The 24,049-nt window shown below is 69.1% G+C and carries 21 protein-coding genes; 14 read left to right on the top strand and 7 right to left on the bottom strand.

The genetic code is table 11. From position 1 onward, the window contains the following. The first annotated feature begins 57 nt into the window (after positions 1–57). Positions 58–954 (top strand): SDR family oxidoreductase, encoded by an 897-nt coding sequence (locus tag C6376_RS38225; protein ID WP_107447597.1) that lies wholly within the window; start codon positions 58–60, stop codon positions 952–954. A 34-nt stretch (positions 955–988) separates the two neighbouring features. Here C6376_RS38225 and C6376_RS38220 read toward each other — a convergent pair whose 3' ends face one another. Next, a complete protein-coding gene (locus C6376_RS38220) occupies positions 989–1,630 on the bottom strand; it encodes a TetR/AcrR family transcriptional regulator (protein ID WP_254076244.1) in 642 nt (213 codons plus the stop codon). A 282-nt stretch (positions 1,631–1,912) separates the two neighbouring features. On the opposite strand from C6376_RS38220, the gene C6376_RS38215 reads away from it, so the two are divergent. From C6376_RS38215 to C6376_RS46615, 4 genes are all read left to right on the top strand, one after another. Then, entirely contained in the window at positions 1,913–2,872 is a 960-nt protein-coding gene (locus tag C6376_RS38215; protein WP_107447595.1) for an enoyl-CoA hydratase/isomerase family protein, read from the top strand. Positions 2,873–2,879: 7 nt separating this feature from the next. Further along, positions 2,880–3,803 (top strand): alpha/beta hydrolase, encoded by a 924-nt coding sequence (locus C6376_RS38210; protein WP_107447594.1) that lies wholly within the window; start codon positions 2,880–2,882, stop codon positions 3,801–3,803. A 35-nt stretch (positions 3,804–3,838) separates the two neighbouring features. Next, entirely contained in the window at positions 3,839–5,314 is a 1,476-nt protein-coding gene (locus C6376_RS38205; RefSeq protein WP_107447593.1) for a class I adenylate-forming enzyme family protein, read from the top strand. Between the two features lie 111 nt (positions 5,315–5,425). Next, positions 5,426–5,608: a hypothetical protein gene (locus tag C6376_RS46615; RefSeq protein WP_107447592.1), complete on the top strand. Its 183-nt coding sequence runs from the start codon at positions 5,426–5,428 to the stop codon at positions 5,606–5,608. A gap of 359 nt (positions 5,609–5,967) precedes the next feature. Here the strand turns inward: C6376_RS46615 and C6376_RS38195 are convergent, their stop codons facing one another. Beyond that, positions 5,968–6,981 (bottom strand): NADP-dependent oxidoreductase, encoded by a 1,014-nt coding sequence (locus C6376_RS38195; protein WP_107447591.1) that lies wholly within the window; start codon positions 6,979–6,981, stop codon positions 5,968–5,970. Positions 6,982–7,415: 434 nt separating this feature from the next. After that, on the bottom strand, positions 7,416–7,934 hold the full coding sequence (locus C6376_RS38190; RefSeq protein WP_173985812.1) for a helix-turn-helix domain-containing protein: 519 nt from the start codon (positions 7,932–7,934) through the stop codon (positions 7,416–7,418). Positions 7,935–8,054: 120 nt separating this feature from the next. Here C6376_RS38190 and C6376_RS38185 point away from each other — a divergent pair, with 120 nt between their 5' ends. From C6376_RS38185 to C6376_RS38165, 5 genes are all read left to right on the top strand, one after another. Then, positions 8,055–8,966 (top strand): alpha/beta hydrolase fold domain-containing protein, encoded by a 912-nt coding sequence (locus tag C6376_RS38185; protein WP_107447589.1) that lies wholly within the window; start codon positions 8,055–8,057, stop codon positions 8,964–8,966. Between the two features lie 177 nt (positions 8,967–9,143). Further along, a complete protein-coding gene (locus tag C6376_RS38180) occupies positions 9,144–11,033 on the top strand; it encodes an AMP-binding protein (protein ID WP_107447587.1) in 1,890 nt (629 codons plus the stop codon). A gap of 283 nt (positions 11,034–11,316) precedes the next feature. After that, positions 11,317–12,930 (top strand): membrane-associated oxidoreductase, encoded by a 1,614-nt coding sequence (locus C6376_RS38175; protein ID WP_107449425.1) that lies wholly within the window; start codon positions 11,317–11,319, stop codon positions 12,928–12,930. Between the two features lie 273 nt (positions 12,931–13,203). Then, entirely contained in the window at positions 13,204–14,421 is a 1,218-nt protein-coding gene (locus tag C6376_RS38170) for an IS110 family transposase (RefSeq protein WP_107442753.1), read from the top strand. A gap of 532 nt (positions 14,422–14,953) precedes the next feature. Next, entirely contained in the window at positions 14,954–15,526 is a 573-nt protein-coding gene (locus tag C6376_RS38165; RefSeq protein ID WP_107447586.1) for a TetR/AcrR family transcriptional regulator, read from the top strand. A gap of 413 nt (positions 15,527–15,939) precedes the next feature. Here the strand turns inward: C6376_RS38165 and C6376_RS38160 are convergent, their stop codons facing one another. Next, positions 15,940–16,809, bottom strand: coding sequence for an alpha/beta fold hydrolase (locus C6376_RS38160; RefSeq protein ID WP_107449424.1), 870 nt, complete (start codon positions 16,807–16,809; stop codon positions 15,940–15,942). A gap of 828 nt (positions 16,810–17,637) precedes the next feature. On the opposite strand from C6376_RS38160, the gene C6376_RS38155 reads away from it, so the two are divergent. Then, a complete protein-coding gene (locus C6376_RS38155; protein ID WP_107447584.1) occupies positions 17,638–18,264 on the top strand; it encodes a TetR/AcrR family transcriptional regulator in 627 nt (208 codons plus the stop codon). Positions 18,265–18,355: 91 nt separating this feature from the next. Here C6376_RS38155 and C6376_RS46275 read toward each other — a convergent pair whose 3' ends face one another. Beyond that, complete coding sequence (locus tag C6376_RS46275; RefSeq protein WP_107447582.1) at positions 18,356–18,589, bottom strand: hypothetical protein; 234 nt, start codon at positions 18,587–18,589, stop codon at positions 18,356–18,358. Between the two features lie 143 nt (positions 18,590–18,732). Further along, positions 18,733–19,356, bottom strand: a complete 624-nt coding sequence (locus tag C6376_RS38145; RefSeq protein WP_107447580.1) for a TetR/AcrR family transcriptional regulator — start codon at positions 19,354–19,356, stop codon at positions 18,733–18,735. Between the two features lie 392 nt (positions 19,357–19,748). On the opposite strand from C6376_RS38145, the gene C6376_RS38140 reads away from it, so the two are divergent. After that, positions 19,749–20,585, top strand: coding sequence for an oxidoreductase (locus C6376_RS38140; RefSeq protein WP_107447579.1), 837 nt, complete (start codon positions 19,749–19,751; stop codon positions 20,583–20,585). Between the two features lie 33 nt (positions 20,586–20,618). Further along, positions 20,619–20,810 (top strand): hypothetical protein, encoded by a 192-nt coding sequence (locus C6376_RS38135; RefSeq protein ID WP_159083382.1) that lies wholly within the window; start codon positions 20,619–20,621, stop codon positions 20,808–20,810. A gap of 115 nt (positions 20,811–20,925) precedes the next feature. Here C6376_RS38135 and C6376_RS38130 read toward each other — a convergent pair whose 3' ends face one another. Next, positions 20,926–22,419 (bottom strand): long-chain fatty acid--CoA ligase, encoded by a 1,494-nt coding sequence (locus C6376_RS38130; protein ID WP_107447575.1) that lies wholly within the window; start codon positions 22,417–22,419, stop codon positions 20,926–20,928. 159 nt (positions 22,420–22,578) lie between these two features. Between C6376_RS38130 and C6376_RS38125 the strand changes: the two genes are divergently transcribed. Continuing rightward, positions 22,579–23,745 (top strand): CdaR family transcriptional regulator, encoded by a 1,167-nt coding sequence (locus C6376_RS38125; RefSeq protein WP_254076243.1) that lies wholly within the window; start codon positions 22,579–22,581, stop codon positions 23,743–23,745. The last annotated feature ends 304 nt before the right edge of the window (positions 23,746–24,049 follow it).

Genomic DNA, 24,049 nt, shown 5'->3' with positions numbered 1-24,049 from the left:
GGCCGAACCCGTGCGCGATGTCTTGTACTCTATCAATAACGAAGTTATCTTGCCGCCATGAAACGTGACTTGCGGGGCAGAAACCTGGTCGTGACCGGAGCGGCCCGTGGCATCGGCGAGAAGGTGGCACGCCTGGCCTCCGCCCGAGGCGCTCGGGTGACCCTGATCGGGCTGGAGCCCGATCGACTGCGTGACCTCGCCCGCGATCTGGGCCCCACCGCCGCATGGCGCGAGGCCGACGTGCGCGACGCCGCCGCCCTGCGGTCGGCGATCGACGACGCCGCGCGGATCATGGGCGGCATCGATCTCGTCGTCGCCAACGCCGGTGTGGTGGCGTACGGGACGGTGAGACAGACGGACGAGGCATCGTTCGAGCGGGTGCTGGACATCAACCTCAACGGCGTCTTCCGCACCCTGAAGTACGCGACACCGCACCTGGAGCGCAGCCGCGGCCATGTGCTGGTCGTGGCCTCCGCGCTGTCCTTCATGCCGCTGGCCGCGATGGCCTCGTACGGCGCGAGCAAGGCCGCGGCCGAACTGCTCGCCCTGACCTACCGTCAGGAGGTGGCGCACCTCGGGATCACGGTCGGTGTCGTCCACCCGTCCTGGATCGACACCGACCTCGTCCGGGGCGCCGAGGGAGACCTTCCCTCGTTCCAGAGCCTGCGCCGACGGCTGCCGTATCCGGGCAACGTGACCACGAGTGCCGACCGAGCGGCTGCCGCGATCGTCGACGGGCTCGCGCGCCGCCGCAGCCGCGTATACGTGCCGCGCGCGGTCGTCGTGGCCAACTGGGCGAAGGCGATGCTGAATTCGCCGTTGGCCTGGCCGTGGACGAGACGCTTCGCGGCCCGGGCGGTTCCCGCTCTCGAACGAGAGGTCGCGGCACTGGGGAGGCAGGACCAGCTCACACCCCGTTCCGGGGCCCCCGCCGCCGAGCCCGGATCGTCCTAGGGACGCACAGGGCAGCGCACGACCGTCCGCACGTTCAACCGCCCTGCACGATCGAGTCGTAAAGGCGCGCTCCGACCTCGTGCGAGGCCTCGGCACGTGCCCGGTCGTCGCCCAGCCCGACGGAGAAGTTCACTCCCATCGGCAACAGCACCTGCACCACCGCGTCGTCGAACTCGACGAAGTGCTCCGCCAACTCGAGGGTGATGTAACCGTGGACCACACTCCACAACTGGGCGGCCACCGCTTCAGGCTCCTGTCGAACGACCCGGCCGGAACCCACGAGCCGCTCACACGCCGCGACAACGTGAGCGTGGGCGGATCGGAAGGCCGGCGAATGCCCACTGAGACGAAGGTCGGTATCCGCCAGGGGCCGGTACGTCGCACGCGTGGACAGCCCGAACATCAGGTCGTAGAGGTGAGGGTTCTCGCGGGCCACTCGGCGACAGGTCAGGGCCATGGCGAACAGATCCGCGATCGGATCCTCCGTAACGGGCACCCGGGCAAAGGCGCTGCCCAGCTCGGTGAATCCGTGGTCGGCGACGGCACGCATCAGTTCGGGGATCCCGCCGAAGTGGCTGTAGACCACCATCGTCGACAGTCCGCTCGCGGTTGCCACCGCGCGTGCCTTGATGGCCGAGGGTCCCTGCTCGGCCAGCAGGCCGACGGCGGCCTGCACCAGCCGCTCCGGTGCGTCGTCGAGCCTTGCCCGTCCTGCCACGCCTCTCACTTCTCCCGACCCCGTGATTCACCGCGGACCTTCGCCCGAGTGATAGTTGCCACAGTCAAAATAACTTGGTTATGTAATTCGTCAGGGCAAGGATACACAGCATGAGCGACGTGCCGACTCGGGCACCAGCGCGCATCCATCGCCGCCGCACACATCCTCCGCTGTCCCCCACGCACTTTCCACTGCCCCGTGAACTCAGCACGGGACGAACTCAGCACGGGAGCAGAATCCATGCCATACAAAGACACGGGTCATCTACAGATCGAGGACCGCGGAGCGGTTCTGATCGTCAGGCTCGACGGCGGCCCGCACGGCGTGTTCGGCCTCGACATGGCCGGCCGGCTGGACAAGCTGGTGAAGCGGGTCGATCGCGACCCGGGTATCCGTGCCGTCGTCTTCACCGGAACCCATCCCGAGCGGTTCGTCAGCCACGCCGCGGTCCGGTGGCTGCAGGAGGAGGGCGCCGCCAGCCCCAAGGTCGGCCGACGCGGCGCCTCCGCGGTGGCTCGCCTGGCCCGGCGGACGCGCGCGCTGGCCCCCGTCGTGAGCAGGACCCCGATGCGCGGAGCCGCCCAGCTCGACCGCCTGCACGCCACGTTCCTGCGGATGAACGCGAGCGGAGTCGTCTTCGTCGCCGCCCTCAACGGCTCGGCGCTCGGTCTCGGCGCGGAGTTCGCCTGGGCCTGCGATCTGCGGGTCATGGCCGACGGTGACTTCTTCATCGGTCAGCCGGAAATCCTCCTCGGCATCATTCCGGGTGGTGGCGGCACCCAGCGGCTGACTCGCCTGATCGGCACCCACAAGTCGCTGGTGGCCATCCTCGAAGGCAAGCCGTTCACGCCCGAAGAGGCACTCGCCAACGGAGCCGTCGACGAGGTCGTGGCGCAGGACGAGGTCGTCGCGAGAGCGACCGCGCTCGCCCAGCACTTCGGAGCACGGTCCAAGGGGTCCGTCGAAGCCGCCAAGAGGTCCGTGTACTTCGGCGGCTCGCTGGGGTTGCCGGAGGGACTGCACGTCGAACGCACCGAGTTCTTCACGCGAGTCATGTCGAAGGACGGCCAGGAACTCATGCGCGACTACATCGCGACGGCTGAGGCCACCGGCGAGCTCCCGCTCTACAGGCCGGACACGTACGCGGAGGCCCTCGCCTCGGGCAGCGTGCCCGGGCTTCACCCGGCCGGCGGACGGTGAGGCGGCGATGACCACACCCCAGCCCTTCACCCGTTACGACGTCGTCTTCCCCTCCGGCGACAGCAGTTGCGCCGGGTGGCTCCATCTCCCCGCGGGCGTCGTCTCCCCACCCGTCGTCGTCCTCGGGCACGGTCTCGGCGCCACCCGTGAGATGCGCCTGGACGCCTTCGCCGAGCGCTTCGCCCAGGCCGGCATCGCCTCCCTGGCCTTCACCTACCGGCATTTCGGCGACAGCGGCGGCCGCCCTCGCCAGCTCCTGTCGATCAAACGCCAACTCACCGACTGGGACTCGGCAATCGACTACGTGAAGTCGCGCCACGACGTCGACCCCGACCGTGTCGCGGTGTGGGGCAGTTCGTTCGGCGGCGGCCATGCCATCTCCGTCGCCTCACGCCATCCCGAACTGCGCGCGGCCGTGGCCCAGTGCCCGTTCACCGATGGTCTCGCCTCCGCGCTCGCGCTCGGACCCCTCGCCTCACTCAGGATCACTCCCGTGCTGGCCCGGGATCTGGTGTCCAGGATGCGCGGCAGGGCGCCCGTGATGGTTCCCATCGCGGCCCCTCCCGGTTCGCCGGCTCTCATGAACGCTCCGGACGCACTGCCCGGCTACGAAGCACTGCAGCCGCCCGGAAAGACGTTCCGCAACGAGGTGGCGGCACGCGTCATCCCGACCATCGCCGCCTACCGGCCCGGACGTGCGGCGAAGAAGGTCGCCATCCCGATCCTCTTCTGCGTCAGCGACACGGACTCCGTCACGCCTCCCGCCCGGACCCTCCGCTACGCGGCAACCGCGCCCCAGGGGGAGATCAGGAGGTACGGCGCCGGCCACTTCGACTTCTACACCGGCGAGACCTTCGAGGCACTGGTGGGCGACCAGATCGAGTTCCTCACCCGCCAGTTGGCACCGACGCCCGCCGCGTCGACTCCATGACCGGATCGCATCACACCGAGACAGGTACGCTCGCCATGAATTTCGCTTCCCTGCCCGACCGCCGGGCCGATCTCGATCCCCACGGGTTCGCGGTCTCGGACGGGCGCCAGTCACTCACCAACACTCAGTTGCTGCACCGGGTCCGGGCGACGGCTCACCGGCTGCGGGACCTCGGCATCGGTCCCGGTGATGTCGTGGCGCTCAAGCTGACGAACCGTGTCGAGTTCGTGCTCCTGCTGTTCGGCGCCTGGCGGCTGGGCGCCACCATCACACCGGTCAACCCGAGTATGACCGACGTCGAGATCGCTCGGCAGCTCGACGACTCCGGTGCACGCCTGCTCATAGTGGAGGACGGGCCTGCCGGCGTCGCCGACGGTGTCGCCACGCTCGCCGTCGGCGACCTGTACGAAGAAGCGACACCGCCGGACCAGGAGCCGCATCCGGACTCGTCCGCTCTGGCGCTGCTCATCTACACCAGCGGCACGACCGGCGTTCCGAAGGGCGTGATGCTCGATCACGCCAACATCGACGCCATGGCGGAGATGGGGCGCCAGGCGCTCGAGTTGGGGCCGAGCGACCGCTGCCTGCTGATCCTGCCGCTCTTCCACGTCAACGGCATCGTGGTCAGCGTCCTGACGCCGCTGCTCGCCGGCGCCGGTGTCGTCATCGCGGGCCGCCGCTTCGATCCCCAGGGCTTCTTCGACCTAGTCGAGCAGGAGCGTCCCACCTTCTTCAGCGCCGTTCCCACGATCTACAGCATGCTCGCGGCACTCCCGGACGACGTTCGACCCGACACGTCCTCCCTGCGGTTCGCCGTCTGCGGGGCGGCACCCGCATCGGCCGAACTGCTGACCCGGTTCGAGGCGCGGTACGGGTTTCCGCTCGTCGAGGGGTACGGGCTGTCCGAGGGGACCTGCGGCTCCACCCTCAACCCGGTCGCGGGCCCTCGGCGTGCCGGAACCGTGGGACTTCCCTTTCCGGGGCAGGAGATCCGGATCGTCGACGCCGACGGCACCGATGCGGCACCGGGCACGGACGGTGAGGTACTCGTCCGGGGAGCCAATGTCATGCGGGGCTACCTCGGCCGACCGGAGGAAACGGCCCGGGTCGTCGTCGACGGCTGGTTGCACACCGGCGATGTGGGTCATCTCGACACCGAGGGTTATCTGACCCTGGTCGGGCGTTCGAAGGACATGATCATCCGAGGAGGCGAGAACATCTACCCCAAGGAGATCGAGGACGTCCTGGCGGCCGATCCGTCCGTGCTCGAGACCGCTGTGATCGGCGTGCCCGACGAGAAGTGGGGAGAGGCGGTCGTCGCCTACATACAGGCACGACCGGGCCTGACCGTCGATCCGACGACGCTGCAAGCCCGCTGCGAACGCAGCCTCACCGGCTACAAGCGACCGACCTCGTACGTCGTGGTGGACGCGATCGCGAAGAACGCGGTCGGCAAGATCGACAAGGCGTCGTTGCGGGCGGCCCACGCGGCGGCCTCCGCCGGTTCGTGATCAAGCCGGGTGGTCCCAGGCTGCGGTAACCGGACAGACCCTTCTGTCCGGTTACCGCACATACCACGACCTCACCGAAAGGTTTGATCCCCGCCGTCCGAAGAACACACCCTGCCCACCACCGCCCGCGCATGGCACCTGCAGTCCCGACCGGAGGGCCGGCCGACCCCGTCGAACTTCTCGCTGCACGAGGTGGAACTCCCCGCACCCGGCCCGGGGCAGATGCCTGCTCCGAGTCCACTGACAGGGCTGAGCGGGGGCCTGCCGTGCGCACGGCAGGCCCCCGCTCGTTGACGCGGCGCGAATCGCCGCACGAGAGGCGGTGGCGGGGCGATCCCGAACGTCCTGTTCACGACGACCTGGAGTGGACGGTCGCCCCGAGGCCCCGCCTGTCCCAGGCGCGAGCCCGCCGCGGTGAGCGCCTCACGGCCGGGTGGCAAAGGGTGCACTCAGATCGCCCGGCGGGCCAACGCCGCACCCGGCCCGACGGGCATCACGCAAGATGCTCAGCCGGGACGCCCTCGACATCCCGCGCCCACACAGGATGAGCGGATGACGGTCACCGCGATCGCCCCCGGTGTCCGACGGCTCGTCGGCGACTCCGTGGCCCGCTCCGGCGGGCCGGGCTCGCCGGAGGTCTGCGGCCGGCCCCCTCAGTGGGTGTCGGGCCCCATCGACACCACGACCTTGCCGGCCTTGGTACGGCCCTGCTCGACGTGCGCCATCGCCTCAAGAGTCCGGTCGAACGGAAAGACCTGGTCGATGACCGGGCGAAGCTGCCCGCCGTCGTACAGGGCGCCGAGTTTGCGCAGCTGGGAGCCGTCGGCCTGCATGAAGAAGAACTGGTAGCGCACGCCCAGCGCCTTGGCCTGCTTGCGGATCTTACGACTGAGCGTGTTCATGATCGGGCCCAGGAAGGAGGGGGCGCCGAGCTGCTTGGCGAAGGCGGCGTCCGGCGGCCCGACGACGCCCACGGCAAGGCCGCCGGGCTTCAGCACGGTCAGCGACTTCTCGAGATTGGCCCCTCCGACGGAGTCCAGCACGAGGTCGTAACCGGACAGGACCTTCGAGAAGTCCTCCCTGGTGTAGTCGATGACGATGTCGGCGCCGAGGCTCCTCACCAACTCCTCGGTCGCGGTGCCCGTGGTTGTCGCCACCGTGGCGCCGAGGTGCTTGGCGAGCTGGACGACCGTTGACCCGAGGCCACCGGCACCGGCGTGGACGAGGACTTTCTGGCCCGGCTTCACACGGGCACGGTCGACGAGGATCTGCCAGGCGGCCAAGGCCACCAGCGGCACCGCAGCCGCCTCCTCCAGGGTGAGCGACGTCGGCTTGGGTGCGACGTCGTCCTGGTCGATCGCGATGAACTCGGCGAAACCGCCGATCCGCAGGTCGCGCGGACGTGCGTACACCTCGTCGCCGACCTTGATGTCGCGTACGGCGGAGCCGACCCGTGTCACGACGCCGGCCACGTCGTGGCCGAGCACGAAGGGAGCCTTGTACTTCAGGAGTTGCTTGAACTCCCCGTTACGGACCATCTTGTCCAACGGGTTGATGCTCGCGGCGCTCACCTTCACCAGGACGTCTCGATCCCCGACGGTGGGCTCGGGTACGTCGGCGGCGGACAGGCCGTCCTTGCCGTACTTCTCGACGACGAATGCCTTCATGTCAGCCAGCCTTCTGCGTGATCTTGTCGGTCGTTTACTCAGCGGGCGAGGCGCCGGGCGGATCGGATCTCCCCGTCGAGCATCGAGCCGCCGCGGGAGCGGCCGAGAATTCGCCCGACAGCCGCGCACTGCGTGCGCCTCGGACGGCAATGCAGTCCGCGAGTCGGCGATCGCCGGTCGGATCAGCATGGACCGCGCAACTCCTGCACCCCAGGACTCACAGCCGTCGCAAGAGCGCTCAGGCATGCCGTCCTGACGGGACGAGACTATAGGCTGAGTATAGAAAAGTAAACTCAACAGAGATTCCGGCAGGGTGAGCGCCCACCGCCCACCGAGGCACACACGGCCGGATCACGTTCGCGTCGCCGCCTACGGGACGGACGTCCGGGAGCGCGCCGGGGAACACCGCCGTCGCGAACGCGGCCCTTCACCGCTCACCCGTCCCGCTCGACCGGCTTGGTGCGAAATCCAGGGCCGGGGACGCGGTCCAGTTCCTCCACAGGCACAGGGTGGCCTTCCAGGCAGCGCAGCCGGACCTCGACATGCGCGCCGCACGCGTGATGGCGCATCAGCAACGGGGACCCGTCCGGGGCGGAGCAGTGCCGGTCACCCCACCGCATGAGCCCGATCACCGCCGGCACCAGATCGATGCCCTCGGGGGTGATCACGCACTTCGGCCGACTCCGCGTGCCCGGCTCCTTGTACTTCTCGGTGGCCAGGACCCCTTCCTCCACCAGCTTCCGCAGTCGTGTCGCGAGCAGGTTGCGAGGACATCCGAGGACGCGTTCGAAGTCACCGAACCGGGACGAGCCGTACCAGACCTCCCGAAGGATCAGGATCGTCCATTTCTCCCCGACGATCTCCAAGGTCCGCGCGATCGAGCAGTTCGGCATGTCCCGCTCGAGGCCGGGGGCCGTCTCGGCATCCGCCCGGGCTTCATTCGGCACATCCATGGAGTGACACCAACCCAAGCTGAGTTTACTTTCTTATACCCAGTAGGTAGCGTCACCGGCACATCGATCCGGCTGCCGCACGGACACCGTCACGGCACCCCTCCGAGAAGGAGCGTCATCATGGGCGTCAGCAAAGAAGCGCAGGAGTTCGCGGAGTTCCTCGCCGGCGTGAGTGCGAAGGCGGCGACCCCGGGCCTCGACCTGGGCATCGTCCGCGACATCGTCGACTCGAACCACAAGGCGTCGACCGAACCGGAAGGCGTCACCTACGCCGAGGTCGACGCGGACGGCGTACCCGCCCTGTGGGCCATCCCCGAGGGCGCCGCCCCCGGCAAGGCGCTGCTCCACCTCCACTTCGGCGGATCGGTCACCGCCTCGATGCACTCCGACCGCAAGGCCGCCGGCCACATCGCCAAGGCTGCCGGAGTCCGCTCCCTGGTCGTGGACTTCCGCCTGGCGCCCGAGCACCCTTACCCGGCGCAGCTCGACGACGTCGAGACGGCCTACCGATGGCTGCTCTCCCAGGGATACGAGCCCCGGAACATCGGCAGCACCGGCCACTCCATCGGGGGCACGCTCGCGATCCTGCTGCCGCTGCGCCTGCTGGCCAAGGGCGAGCCCACCCCCGGTGCGATCGTCAGCGTGTCGCCCTGGACCGACCTGACCCTCCAGAACAGGTCCGTGGACGCCAACGAGGCGAACGACAGGATGCTCAGCCGCGCCATCCTCGAACTCTTCCGGGGGGCCTGGGTGCAGGACCCGTCCCTGGACGTCGCCGACCCCCGCGTCAGCATCGCCAACGCCGACCTGACCGGCCTGCCGCCCACGCTGGTCTACTACGGAGAGTACGAGACCCTCGCCGACGACGGTGCCGGACTCGGGCGCCGGCTCGCCGACTTCAAGGTCACCTCCGAGACCCACGGGGTTCCCGAGGGCCAGCACTCGTTCGTCCTGGGCGCGGGCCGCGTGCCCGAGGTGGACGAGGCGATCAGGCGGATGGGACAGTGGCTCCGCACGCACCTGGGCGCCTGACCAGCACCTGATGACGGGGCCTGCCTACAGGATTCGCCGACTCCACCGCTGTGCCGACGACCGGGAATCCGGTCTCCGGCATCCTGCTCGTTCCATCGGGCCGGCATGAGCATGCGTTTCGACAGCATGCCGCCTGCCGCCTCCCCCGGTCCCTGGACGCCACAAAGGAGTGCGCACATGGGAATGTACGAGGACGTCTTCCGCGCCGCCGCTGACGACCCGGAGAGCTTCTGGCTGACGGCGGCGGAGGGCATCGACTGGGATGTCGCTCCGAGGCGCGCCCTGGACTCCTCCGGCGCACCCTTCTACCGCTGGTTTCCCGACGGGCGGCTGAACGTCTGCTTCAACGCGCTCGACCGGCACGTCGAAGCGGGGCGGGGCGAGCAGCCCGCACTGATCCACGACTCACCCGTGACCGGCACCCGGCGCACCTACACCTACACGCAACTGAGGGACGAGGTGGCGGCCTTCGCGGGAGGGCTGGCGCAACTCGGTGTGGAACAGGGCGACCGGGTGGTGATCTACATGCCCATGGTCCCCGAGGCCGCCGTCGCGATGTTGGCCTGTGCGCGGATCGGCGCGGTCCACTCCGTGGTCTTCGGCGGGTTCGCCCCGCACGAACTCGCGGTCCGCATCGACGACGCCGCCCCCAAGGTGGTCGTCTCCGCCTCCTGCGGCATCGAGGGGAAGCGGGTCATCGCGTACAAGCCGCTGCTCGACCGCGCGATCGAACTCGCGGACCACAAGCCGGAGAAGAGCGTGATCCTGCAACGACCGCAGGAGCGGGCCGAGTTGGGGAAAGACGACGTCGACTGGGCCGACCTGGTCGCCGCGGCACCACCGGCCTGCTGTGTTCCCGTCCCCTCGAACGCGCCCCTGTACATCCTCTACACGTCCGGAACCACCGGCAAACCCAAGGGAGTCGTGCGTGACGGCGGCGGCTACGCCGTGGCCCTGCACTGGTCGATGGGCGCCGTGTACGACGTGGGCCCCGGTGAGACGATGTTCACCGGCTCCGACGTGGGCTGGGTCGTCGGGCACTCGTACATCGTCTACGGACCGTTGCTGGCCGGCGCCACGACCGTCCTGTACGAAGGCAAGCCGGTGGGCACCCCGGACGCGGGCCAGTTCTGGCGCGTCACAGCCGAGTACGGCGTCAAGACGATGTTCACCGCACCGACCGCTTTCCGGGCCATCCGCAAGGAGGACCCGGAGGGCTCGCTCACCGCGGACCACGACCTGTCCGGCCTGCGTCACCTCTTCCTCGCGGGTGAGCGCCTCGACCCCGAGACGTACCACTGGGCGAGCGCCCTTCTGGACATCCCGGTGATCGACCACTGGTGGCAGACGGAGACCGGCTGGCCGATCGTCGCCAACCCCGTGGGCATCGAAGCCGCGCCCGTCAAGCCCGGCTCAGCGACCCGCCCGCTGCCTGGCTGGGACGTGCGGGTCCTCGACCGGTCGGGCGATCCGGTGCCGGCGGGCGTCGACGGCGCCATCGTCGTCAAGCTGCCCCTGCCGCCAGGCGCGCTGCCCACTCTCTGGAACGACGACGACCGCTACATCGCCTCCTACCTCTCCGCCTTCGACGGGTACTACCTCACCGGGGACAGCGGGCACATCGACGACGACGGCTACGTCTTCGTCATGGGCCGCACCGACGACGTCATCAACGTCGCGGGCCACCGGCTGTCCACCGGCAGCATGGAGGAAGCCCTGGCGACCCATCCCGACGTCGCGGAATGCGCCGTCATCGGCGTCGCCGATGCGCTGAAGGGACAGGTGCCGCGCGGTTTCGTCGTCCTCAAGGCCGGCGTCAGCCGCGACGCGACCGAGATCGAGGCCGAACTCGTCCACATCGTGCGCGAACGCATCGGCGCCGTCGCATCGCTCAGGAGCGTCACGGTCGTGGCCGCACTTCCCAAGACCCGGTCGGGAAAGATCCTGCGCAAGACGATGCGCGGCATCGCCGACGGCCGCGACGAACCCATCCCCTCCACCGTGGACGACGCCGACGTCATCGAGCTCCTTCGCCCGGTGCTTCGGGGCGAAGACCTCACCCCCTGAACGACGCCTGACGGCCACCCCGACGTCGGTGGTGCAGCGGTGCCACCACCGGCCGTCATGCCCGGCAGCCCGTATCTGCAGCGCGCCCTCGCGTCCCTCGCCCCCGCCTGTCTGCATATCGGCCACGGTGGTTTCGTAAGCGAGAACCTGCAACGTTTGCCAACGGTTTCGGGCAACACTTGGCGATCACACAGCTCGGAAATGTCGATGAGAAATGGCAACACTGGCGTGCTGTCGTCATTTGGGTTTGACGCCCGGCCTGGCCGCGAGCCAGAGTCCTGCGGTGGAGATCACCGAGCTCACCGCTGCCGAACGCCGCGTCTGGGACGCCTTCCCGCGTGGCGAGGCCGTCGACTTCCGCTCCTCGCCCGACGATGATCCAGCGGAGGGGGCGAGTTGGGGACCGGAAAGGACCGTGCGGGGTGAGGTACTGCGCGCCATCGTGCTCGGCTGCCCGCGCGCGGAAGGCGAGGTCGCGATGCTCGCGATCGAAGGCGCGCGGATCTCCGGGCCGTGGAATCTGCGGCACGGGAGCGTCGACTCACCCCTGCTGTTGACGGGCTGCTTCTTCGACTCCGCTCCCGACCTGTATGCGGCTCAACTCGTACAGGTGGACCTTGCCCGATCCTTCCTGCCGGGGCTGATGGCCATCGGAGCCGAGTTCGGCGGAGGGCTGGGGCTGGCTGAGTGCCATGTCAGCGGCATGGTGGCTCTGGGGTCCGCCCGGGTTTCCCGGGTCCTCTCTCTGGAGCGGGCACAGTTGGGCACGGAGGACGGCGAAGGACAGGGGTCCGTGTTGGCGTTGAACCACTGCGTCATCGACGACGACATCCTGGCGAGCGGTTTGGTGGCCCATGGCGAGGTGCGCCTGGACGGTGCCACCGTAAGCGGGCTGATCGATCTCGAGGCGGCGGTAGTGCGGGCTGTCGGCGGGACCGCTCTGCGTTGCGAGTCTCTCTCCCTCGGTGGCGACTTCCTGGCAGCACGTCTGGTGGCCCGCGGCGGCATCCGCCTCGAAGCCGCACGCATCGATGGTTCGGTCAACCTGGAAGACGCTCAGGTCAAAAACGCGCGAGGCGATGCCCTTGACGCTGCTCACCTTGCTGTCGGAACAGTTCTCAACGCAGGCGGCCTCACTGCTGAGGGCAGGGTGAGGCTCACCGGCGCCAAGGCCACCGGGTGGATCTCCTTCATCGAGGCCCGGCTCCGCAACCCAGGCGGCGTCGCGCTGGGGATCAGCAACTGCGAGGCCGCCCTGCTGACACTTCGTGACGCCGACCCGATAGTGGGCGACGTCAAGATGCACTACTCCACTTTCAAGGTCATCGAAGCTCATCCTCGGGTCTGGCCCGACCGCATACGGCTGGAGGGGCTGAACTACGAGGCACTCGCCCCACGCCTGTCGGCCGCCCAACGACTGGCTCTGCTCAGACGCGATGCCGACGGATTCGTACCGCACGCCTATGAGCAGCTCGCGGCCTCCTACCGCCGGGTCGGGGACGACGCGGCCGCGCGTACTGTCCAACTCGCCAAGCATCGTCGCCATCGTGCCACCCTCCCCGCCCATGCGCGCTTGTGGGGCTACGCACAGGACGTCACCGTCGGCTACGGCTTCCGCCCGATACGGGCCGCTGGCTGGCTCTTCTCCCTGTTGCTCATCGGCACGCTCGCCTTCGCGCTGCACTGCCCCACTCCACTGAAAGCGGGGGAGGCGCCCGACTTCAAACCTTTCATCTACACCCTCGACCTGCTCCTGCCGATCATTGACTTCGGGCAGCAGAACTCCTACTCCGCCCACGGCTGGTACCAGTGGCTCGGCTACGCGTTGATCATCACCGGCTGGCTACTCGCGACAACGATCGCAGCCGGTATCACCCGTACCCTCAGCCGTTCCTGAATATCGTCACCCCCGTTATGTTCTTCGCGGTCCTGCAAGAGGGCCGCTGGCCTCCGGGCCCGGCATGACTGTGTCCCCCTGTCGAACGGATGACCTGGGGGGTGGTGTCACCGGGCTCGGGAGGTGCCGTCGGAGACGCTGATGAGAGGTCCGGCCACCGCCCGGTCCGGCGCAATGCCGGACAGCTCGCGGGCGGCAGGTCTGCATAACGTGGATGCGCGCGCACGACACCACTGCCGAGGCCGGCACGCTCAACACCCTGGAAAGGGCGCGATGTTCGACACCGAAGACGTGGGCGTGTTCCTCGGCCTGGACGTCGGAAAGAGTGCTCACCACGGCCACGGGCTCACCCCGGCCGGGAAGAAGGTCCTCGACAAGCAGCTGCCCAACAGCGAGCCGAAACTGCGGGCCGTCTTCGACAAACTCAAGGCCAAGTTCGGCACCGTCCTGGTGATCGTGGACCAGCCCGCCTCCATCGGCGCCCTCCCGCTCACGGTCGCCCGGGACACCGGCTGCAAGGTCGCCTACCTGCCCGGACTCGCGATGCGGCGGATCGCCGACCTGTATCCGGGCGAGGCCAAGACCGACGCGAAGGACGCAGCCGTGATCGCGGACGCCGCCCGCACCATGCCGCACACCCTGCGCTCGCTGGAGCTCACCGACGAGATCACCGCCGAACTCACGGTTCTCGTCGGCTTCGACCAGGACCTCGCGGCCGAGGCCACCCGCACCTCCAACCGCATACGCGGCCTGCTCACCCAGTTCCACCCGTCGCTGGAGCGCGTCCTGGGCCCCCGCCTCGACCACCAGGCCGTCACCTGGCTGCTGGAGCGCTACGGCTCCCCGGCCGCACTGCGCAAAGCCGGCCGCCGCAGGCTCGTCGAGCTCATCCGGCCCAAGGCCCCACGCATGGCCCAGCGGCTGATCGACGATGTCTTCGAAGCGTTGGACGAGCAGACCGTCGTGGTCCCGGGCACCGGCACCCTCGACATCGTCGTGCCCTCCCTGGCCCGCTCGCTCGCCGCTGTCCACGAACAGCGCCGGGCCCTGGAAGCCCAGATCAACGCCCTGCTGGAGGCCCACCCTCTTTCCCCGGTCCTGACGTCGATGCCCGGCGTCGGCGTCAGGACCGCCGCCGTCCTGCTGGTCACCGTCGGCGACGGCACCAGCTTCCCCACCGCCGCCCACCTCGCCTCCTACGCCGGCCTCGCCCCGACAACGAAGTCGTCCGGCACCTCGATCCACGGCGAACACGCACCCCGAGGCGGCAACCGCCAGCTCAAACGCGCCATGTTCCTGTCCGCCTTCGCCTGCATGAACGCCGACCCCGCCTCCCGCACCTACTACGACAAGCAACGCAACCGCGGCAAGACCCACACCCAGGCCCTCCTCCGCCTCGCCCGCCAACGCATCAGCGTCCTGTTCGCCATGCTCCGCGACGGCACCTTCTACGAATCCCGCACACCCGCGGACGTCGAGCTCGCCGCATGACCCCAGCAAGACCGAATCACCCCAAAACCGACAGGGGCGCCTTGACGAAGGACATAGAGGCACCCCCCGGATGTGACCACGCGTTCCGGCTTGCCGGACGGGTCCGCTGTGACGGTGCTGGCGCAGCCACACTGCAAGAGAAGATGGCGAGCTCATGGAAACCGCCTACGACGATCTATGGCAAGGCCAGCGACGGATGGCCGAAGCTCCCCCTCCCCTGACAGATCATCGCGCACGTGACACGGCGCGCGCACCGCGTCGGCCATCGCAGCCTCATCCCGCAGAGCACGTCCATGCTCCCACCGCAAGCCCCCGGGCGTTGCTAGAACTCACAGACATCGCCCTCCGGCGAAACGAGGCGTTCTCGACCCTGAGCGACGACGGTGACTCCGGGCTCGGTGACTCCGGGGCTCGGCGGGTTCGCGGGTTCGCGACCCGAAACCTGTCTGTCGATCGTAATATTACACGCGTCAGACAATGGATTAGTATGGGCGCCTGACCATGGCCCCACGGAGCGACTGGAGGGAACCCTGTGGCGCGCTACAGCAAGGAGCACAAGCAGGTGACGCGGCAGCGGATCATCGAGAAGGCCGGCCAGCGGTTCAAGCGGGACGGGATCGACGGATCCGGTGTCTCCACGCTCATGTCGGATGCCGGGCTGACCAACGGAGCCTTCTACGCCCACTTCGACTCCAAGGACGACCTCGTCGCGAACGTCGTAGCAGACCAACTGCGGACACAGGTGGCGCGTTACAACTCGCTGCGGCCCGGCCACGCGGGGCTCGAGGACCTCGTTCGCGAGTATCTGTCGCCCGAACACAGGGACAACCCCGGCGAGGGCTGCCCCTCCGCCGCCCTGCTCGACGAGATCGTCCGCTGCGAGGACGGGGCCAAGACGGCCTACACCGACGGAGCGAGAGCCATCGTCGACGAGATCGCCGCCCGACTGTCACCCGAGGATCCGAAGTCCGCTCGCGGCGAGGCGCTCGGACTCTTCACCATGCTGGTGGGCACGTTGCAACTCTCCCGCGCGCTCTCCGACCGGAAGTTCGCCGACGAGGTCCTCGAGCAGGGCATCGCGAACGCGCTCACACTCATGCGGTGAGCCTGTCGGCCGATCGGCGCGAGGCCGGCCGGTGACCGCCGGAGCCGTGCCCTGCGCGAGGGGGTGCTCATCGGCCCGGTCACCAGGACGACTGGTTCGACGGGTGCCGAGCCCAACAGGACGACCGTGCGTAACGGCTGATGACCTCCCGTGGGTTCACAGGGTGGGCCGGAGCGATCTCGCCAGGCCCCGCCACGGCGACCACCGGGGCCGACACGGCGGACTTCGACCCCACCGGGTCTCAACTGGCCGCGTCGCAAAGGCCGTTCTTCGCGCCTGGCGCACCCCGCGCCCGACCGGCGGGCTCGACGTCCGAGGCCCCCACCGCCACATGCCTCCTCACGACGGGGAGCCGATGAGCGTCACGGCGCAGCGGCGGCGTCCTCGATCCGGGCAACAGCCGCACTCCGCACCTACTTCCTTTCGAGGAACTCGAGCGCCGTCTCCACGAACTGCTGATGGAATTGGAAGATGCCGCCGTGGCCGGCGTCGGGGTAGATCACCAACTCGCCGTTCGGCACTCGTCGCGCCAGGTCGTACGAGTTCTTCGAGGGCACCATCCGGTCGCTCTCGCCGTTGACGACGAGCACGGGCTGACCGATGACGGCGAGGTCCTGGGGTCGTTCCAGCCCCCAGCGGTGAATAGCCTTGAGCTGGGACCTGTAGGCGGTGAGGGAGATCGCCCTGTCCCGGTCCTCGGTGCGCTCCTTCAGGCGGGCCAAGAACTCCTTGCCGGCCCGACGCCCGTTCGCGGTACGGGTGAAGAAGAGGAACTGCTTCGGATCCTGCAGGGTGAACAGCGCTCGGACGGTGTCGATGTTGGACAGCCGGGTGACGTCCTTGATGCCCTCGCCGCCGGCCGGACCGGTGCCCGAGAGGATCAGCCTGCGGACGAGCTTGGGGTCGGTCTGCGCGACCACCTGGGCGATCATGCCGCCCATCGAGAAGCCGTGGATGTCCACGAGCTCGAGCCCGAGCGCCCGGATGAACGTGACGGCATCCTCGGCCATCTCCCGGATGGACTTCGGAGTGGAGCCGTTCGTGGCGCCGACACCCCGGTTGTCGAACGTGATGACCCGGCGCTTCGCCGCGAAACCGTCGACGACGCGGGGGTCCCAGTTGTCGAGAACCCCGGCGAGGTGGTTGAAGAAGACCACCGGCGTACCGGTCCTGGGGCCGAGATCGCGGTAGGCGAAGGTCAGCCCGCCGACGGTCACGGTGCGGTTCGGTGCGAGCTTGTACGACGTCACCACGTCGCCTCGCGCACCCTGTGCGTCATGCATGGTCGTGCCCTTCAACGTGCGGTTTCTGCCACCTGCGACGCCCCTTCCTTCCCTGACGGGGTCGACACAGGGCAGTTGCCTGGTCTCTCGACTGCGGCTGCAGTCTGCGGGATCGACGACCGAAGACCGTGGGAGCGGAAACCTTGCGAGCTCGGGCCCCTCGGTGACGCCGACCATTGAAGTATGACCATAATTCTATGGAGGGGCAAGCTGTGCGCCTATGACGTCGGCATCGACGTCGGCGGTCCCTGTCCACCGCAGGCCTCGGCCCTTCACCTCGCGGAGCGGGGATCCCCCACCGACCGCGGACCCAGGCAGGGACACCGTCGCGGTTCGCGGGTCCAGCGCGTCACTGACGCATTGCCGTGCACGCCCGCAACCGGGAGGCGAGCCACGCCCCGATGGCGCACATACGCCTCGCGACACGCCAATGGCCCGCGCCGGGATCACCGAACGGAGTTCGCCTCACTGCCGCCCGACGTGCACAGCCGGCGGCGCCGGCCGAGCCGTCGGCCCGGCCGAATCGGTCGAATCGGTCGACCAACCGCTCGACCGCGTTGCCGACCGAGGGGCATCGGCCGCATTGAGTGCATGGAGCCCGGAAAGGTCAACCGTCGCACAGAACGGCACAGCCTTCATCCCGCCCCGGCCTGCGCGAAGTCCAATTTGCCGAACGCGAGGACGGCCACGCCGGGCCGACCCGAACCAGCTCACCCTTGACCGAGCGGCCATCACCACCCACCCGTCATTGAATTACGTTCACAATACAATATAGTGGAGACGTCGACCCGAGGACGAGCGGCTCTTCCGGCGAGTGAAGGGGCACGAATGCGATACAGGAGTGAGCACAAGCAGGCGACCAGGCGGCGGATCATCGAGGCGGCGGGACGCCGGTTCAAGCGTGACGGCATCGACGGTTCGGGCATCTCGGCACTCATGAAGGAGGCGGGCCTGACCAACGGCGCCTTCTATGCGCACTTCGCATCCAAGGACGACCTCGTGGCCACCGCGGTCGCCGACCAACTGCGGGCACAGAACGCGAACATCGTCGCGCACGCGGCACCCGGTCGCGCCGGGGTCGAACAGATCGTGCGATGGTATCTGTCCGCCCGGCATCGAGAGAGCACCGATGACGGTTGCCCTTCCGCCGCCCTGCTGGACGAGATAGGACGCTGCACGGACCCGACCAAACAGGCCTACACCGACGGCGTACTGATGGTCACCGACGGCATCGCCGCCCGCCTGGCACCGGACGATCCGGCGTCGGTCCGCACCAGGACGCTCAGCGCCTACGCCATGATGGCCGGGACGCTGCAGCTCTCCCGAGCCCTCGCCGACACGCACCTCTCCGATGAACTCCTCGAGCAGGGCATCCACAACGCTCTCGCACTGCTGGACGTCGAGCATGAAGCCTCCGGCCAGCGGCAGACCGACTCACCCGCAGGAGCGGCCTGAGGGACGAAGCCCGGCCTCCGTCACGTCGACTCCCGACCATGGCAGCAGCCAAGAGGCCGGTCCCGAAAACGACAGTTCGGCCGACCATGGCTCAGTGTGATCGTCCCGCGTCCGGCGCGAGGTGATGACGCTTCCCGTCGTCCGCGTCGTCGTAACCGCTTGCGGCATGAGATCCCCGAGCGGACCGCCAATCCGGTTCCCGCAACAGGACGAAGGCGCGTGAGCCGAAGGCGTGGGCGACGGCGTGGGCGACGGCCGGGGCGATGGCGAGGCCGCGAACCGCGCCGATGTCGGTGCCGGTGCCGGTGTCGGTGTCGGTGTGCATGATCAGGGGCCCTTTCAGGGCATGATCGAGTACCCGCCGATTCGGGACAGGCGGCGATCTCCGGCCGACCAGGTCCAGGGCGACGGACGTGTCGCCTACGGCTACGGCTACGGCTACGGCTACGGCTACGGCTACGGCTACGGCTACGGCCGAACCTGCGGGACGACGGCTGCCATTGCCATGTCCAGGGCATCGGCAAAGGTGCCGCTGGAGCCGCTTTCGAGCCATGCCTGCTGGGCCGCGACGAGGCAACCGAACGCGGCCGCCGTGATCGCGCGCAGGGTCGGGTCTCCGGCCGGGCAGGGGGTTCCGGTCTCGGCGGCGCGTTCGCTCAGTGCGGCGACGACCACCTCCTGCATCTGCTGCTGCTTCTCCAGGTAACTGCCGAGCAGGTTCGGCGTGTTGAAGATGACCCGTTGGATCGGCGCAGCGACGGAGTCCTTGTCTAGGTCGTCGACGTGCGGCACCAGCAGGTCGAAGATCGCGCGCAGCGACTGCCAGACGGGTTCACCGGCCGGGCGGGCGCGCAGCCCCTGGAGCATTTCCTCGGCGAGGTAGTCGACCTTGCCGACGACGAGGTCCTCCTTGGTGGGGAAGTAGCGGAACACGCTGCGCTTGGACATGCCCACCGCGGCGGCGATGTCGTCGATGGTCGTCGTCTCGTAGCCGCGCTCGATGAACAGGGCGTTGGCGGCCTCCGTGATCTCGCGCCGCACCGCCTGCCGCGTGCGCTCCCGCAGCCCGGGCCTCGTCTTCTCCGTCGTCACCGCCTCAGATTATCACTCACGGCCAAAGTTGACACTCGATGACATGTTTGTCATTGTGTGATGACAGTCGGAGGCCGACCCCGCCGCGAAGAAGGGCAGATCAACATGCGCAGGACGTGGTTCGTCACGGGCGCAGGACCTGGTTCGGCGACGGGCGCGGCTTCGGCAAGGAGTTCGCGAAAGCGGCCCTCGGGCGCGGCGGCCATGTCGCGTCTCGGCCACGCCGAGGGACACCAGGACACCTCCCGAGCTCTGACCGAGGGCCGCTGAGCCCGGCCCCACCTCTCAGTACGTCGAAGGCGCCTGTCCAAGAGCCCCCAGGCCCCGAAGACCCCCGATTACAGCTGAGACAGCTGAGACACCGAAGAACCACGGAAAGCGAAGGAATCGACATGTCCAGCACCACGAAGGTCGCCCTCGTCACCGGCGCCTCCTCCGGAATCGGCGCCGACGCCGCGCTGCGCCTGCGGGAAGCGGGCTACGTCGTCTACGGCGCCGCACGCCGCGTCGAGCGGATGACCGCGCTGCGCGACGCCGGGGTGAACATCCTCGGCCTCGACGTCACCGACGAGGACTCCATCCGCAAGGCCATCGACCAGATCATCTCCGAGTCGGGGCGCATCGACGTCCTGGTCAACAACGCCGGTTACGGCTCCTACGGCTCCCTCGAGGACGTCCCCCTGTCCGAGGCGCGTGCCCAGATCGAGGTCAACGTCTTCGGCCTGGCGCACCTGACCCAGCTGGTGCTGCCGCACATGCGCCGCCAGCACAGCGGCACCATCGTGAACATCAGCTCCATGGGCGGCAAGCTCGTCACCCCGCTCGGCGGCTGGTACCACGCCAGCAAGTACGCCGTGGAGGCGCTCAGCGACGCCCTGCGCATGGAGACCAAGCAGTTCGGGATCGACGTCGTGGTCGTCGAGCCCGGCTCGATCCGCACCGAGTGGGGCGCCATCGCCGCCGAGACGCTCAAGGAGACCTCCGGCAAGGGCGCGTACTCGACCCTCGCCGAGGGTGTCGCCAGGACGCTCGCCGCAAGCTCACGGCCGGACGCCCGCATGACCTCCGCGCCGTCGGTCATCGGAAAGACCATCGTCAAGATCGCAAACGCCCGCCGGCCGCGCACCCGCTACCGGGTCGGCTTCGGGGCCGCCCCCACCATGTTCCTGCGCTGGCTGCTCCCCGACCGCGCCTTCGACTTCGTCGTCCGCGGCGCCTTCGGCGTCTGACCCGACATCAGGAACACGGTGAAGGACCCGGCCGTGCCTGAACTGAGCAACACCGTCGCGGTCGTCACGGACGGACGCAACGGAGTCGGGCACGCCCTCGCCCTCGAGGCCCCCCGCCGGGGCGCCACCGTCGTCATCGCATCCCAGAACGACGCCGACGGCACGGTCGCCGAGATCCGGGCGGCAGGCGCCCGTGCCGATGGAATCGGGCGGACGTCTCCGTAGGGACGAGCCGACCGCTCGACGAATGACAACGCCAGGCGGCTGTACGGCCGCGATCCATTCCTGTTGCCACATCTCCGACTGGCCTTGTGAGCACGGGGCGTTGGGGATGCTCAGCTCAGCACGACGGTGCCGTGATCTCGCGCTTCAGGATCTTGCCGCTCGGGCCCATCGGCAGAGCGTCAGCCAGCCAGACGCGGCGCGGGTACTTGTAGGCGGCCACCCGCTCGCGGACGAACTCCTGGAGTTCTTCGACGGTCGTCCCGGCCCCCGGCCTGAGGACGACCGCTGCCGCCACCTCCTCGCCGAGGCGCTCGTCGGGCAGGCCGAGGACGGCGGCGAGGGCGACGGCGGGATGCTCGTGCAGGACTTCCTCGATCTCGCGCGGATAGACGTTGTAGCCGCCGCGGATGATGAGGTCCTTCTTGCGGTCGACGATGTAGAGGTAGCCGTCCTCGTCCTGCCGGGCCAGGTCGCCGGTGCGCAGCCAGCCGTCGGGGATGGCGGCGGCGGTCTCTTCCGGGCGGTTCCAGTAGCCCTTCATCAGGTTCGGTCCGCGCACCACCAGTTCGCCGACCTCACCCGGTGCCGCCTCCAGGCCGGCGTCGTCGAGCAGTCGTACCTCGACGTCGCGGATCGGAGTGCCGATGGATCCGGCTTTGCGCGGGCGGTCGGGGTGGTTGAAGGAGACGACCGGGCTGGTCTCGGACATGCCGAAGCCCTCCAGCACCATGCAGCCGAAGCGCCGTTCGAAGGCGTGCAGGATCTCCACCGGCAGGGATGCGCCGCCCGAGATGCACATACGCAGGGTGGACAGGTCGGCCTCGCCGGCGCCCGGATGCTGAAGCAGCGCCGCGTACATGGTGGGCACGCCCTCGAAGACGGTGGCCCGGTCGCGGGCGATGGCGTCGAGCACTGTTTGCGGATCGAAGCGGGGAACGATGGTGAGCGAGGCGCCACTGAACACGGCGGTGTTCATCGTGCAGGTCTGCCCGAAGATGTGGAACAGCGGCAGGCAGCCGACGATGACATCGTCGGCGGTGAGCTGCTCCACGTGTACGGCGCTGACCTCGGTGTTGTGGCGCAGCCCGCCGTGAGTGAGCGCAGCGCCCTTGGGCCGGCCGGTGGTACCGGAGGTGTAGAGCAGCACAGCGACGTCGTCGTCGGCCGCGGCGGCGACCTCGTACTGCGGCTCGTGCCGCGCGAGCAGGTCCGCGAAGGCTGCGGGCTCGACCGGACTGTGCCGCACCCCGGCGGCGGCCGCTCCCTCGGCGCCCTGGCCGGGCGCGGCGTGCCACTCCCAGAGCAGCACGGCACCGGAGTCCCGCAGGTGGTAGTCGGTCTCCCGGGACTTGAGCAGCGGATTCATCGGCACCACGATCCCACCGGCGCGCAGGATGCCGTAGTACAGGACGACGAACTCAGGCACATTCGGCAGCATCAGCGCGACACGGTCGCCGGTACGAAGGCCCTCGGCCCGCAGCAGCGCGGCGGCCTGCGCGCTCAGCCGGTCCAGTTCGGCGTAGGTGGTGGTCACCGTGCCCAGCCGCAGTGCCGGGCTCTCGGGCTGCCGACGTGCCGTCTCCGCCAGGAATTCCGCCAGATTGGCCATGATGCCTCCTTGCACACATGCTCCATGGCGCCGGCCAGGTTCGCCTCCGACGCTCATCGCATGGTGGCGTCCGCGTTTTCGGCCGTCCATGGCGGCGCGGACAGCGGGCGCGTGCCGGGATTGTTCCGCAGCACAAACAGGACGTCGTACGCTGCGAGGATGGATCTGTCAGGTGTGGGTGCCGCCCTGCGCGAACGCCTTCCTCAACTGGGTGAGCGGATGGCTCAGCGCATCCGCGCGGAGGTCGAGTCCTACACGGACGACTCGCTCACACCCTTCGCCTCGCTGCGGGATTCCTGTGACAGCAACGCCGACCTGGTGCTGAGGCATTTCGCCTCCGGGGCGGAGCCCGACGTGCGGCCCGCGCAGGAGACCGGGCGCCTGCGCGCCGAGCAGGGCGTACCCCTGGCCGACACACTGCACGCCTACCGGGTCGGCTTCGAGTACCTCTGGTCGCAGTTGGTCGAGGAGGCCCACAGGCATCCCGAGGTCACGGACGCTGATCTGGTGGCCGGATCGTCGCGGGTCTGGGCGCTGTTCGGCCGCTACGCCGAGGCGGTGGCGGCCGCCTACCGGGAGACCAGCGCGGAGTTGGCGCTGCGCCGCGAGGCGCGCCGTTCGGCGCTGGTCGAGGCGCTGTTCACGGGCGCGCTCGCCGACCGTACGACGCTGTGGGAGGCGGCCCGGCAGCTCGGCCTGCCCGAGCGGGGCCCGTACGCGGTCGTCGCCGCATCCGTGCCGGACCCGGGCGAGGAGCCACTGCCCGGCATCGAGGCGGCGCTGCGCCGGGTCCAGGTGCCCTCGGCCTGGCGGCTGTTGCCCGACCAGCAGATCGGGCTGGTCTCCCTCCTGCACCGGGACGCGGAGACGGTGAGTCTGCCGGCGCTGCGCCGAAGCCGCGCCCGGGTGGGGGTCAGTCCGCGCTTCGACTCGCTGCGGGAAACTCCGCAGGCACTGCGGTTCGCCCGGCTGGCGCTGGCCGGGCTGCCGGGCGACGGGCCCGGGGTGGCCCGCTTCGACGACAGCCCCCTGGCCATGCTGGTCGCCGCGGCGCCCGCGGAGGCGACCCGCCTGGTGGAGGTCGTCCTCAGGCCGGTCCTGGACCTGCCGACAGCCGAGCGGGCGCGGCTGCTGGAGACCCTGGGGCACTGGTTCGCCGCGGGGGGCGTCGCCTCCGAGGCGGCCGAGCTGCTCTTCGTCCATCCCAACACCGTGCGCTATCGGTTGCGCCGCGTCGAGAAGCTGACCGGCCGCTCGCTCTCCGAACCCAGGACACTGGCCGACCTGGGCGCGGCTCTGCACGCGCTGCGGATCCTGCCACGGTGAGCCGGCGACCGGCCACGGCGTCGGACTCCTCCACGTTCTCGCGTGGGAGAGGCGACCTAGCCCCGCCGGCGCGACACCGTCGACGTTCCCGTCGGCGGCCCGGCTGATGAAGGCAGCACTGCGGGTCACCGCCTCGGTGGGCCTCGGGAAGGAAGCCGGCGACCACCTGCCAGGAGTGGAACCGCTCCGGTAACAGGCCCCGGCACGCAGCACTTCTTGAAGAATTGAACATCTTCACGCCGATCGCCGTATGCACCGACGTACTGACGTAGACGTACGCCCGTACGGCTTCGGCGGAAGGACA

This window comes from Streptomyces sp. P3 (assembly GCF_003032475.1).
In the GTDB taxonomy this organism is placed as follows: Bacteria; Actinomycetota; Actinomycetes; order Streptomycetales; family Streptomycetaceae; genus Streptomyces.
Note: the sequence above shows the minus strand (reverse complement) of the source record. Positions and strands in the feature narration are given on the sequence as shown.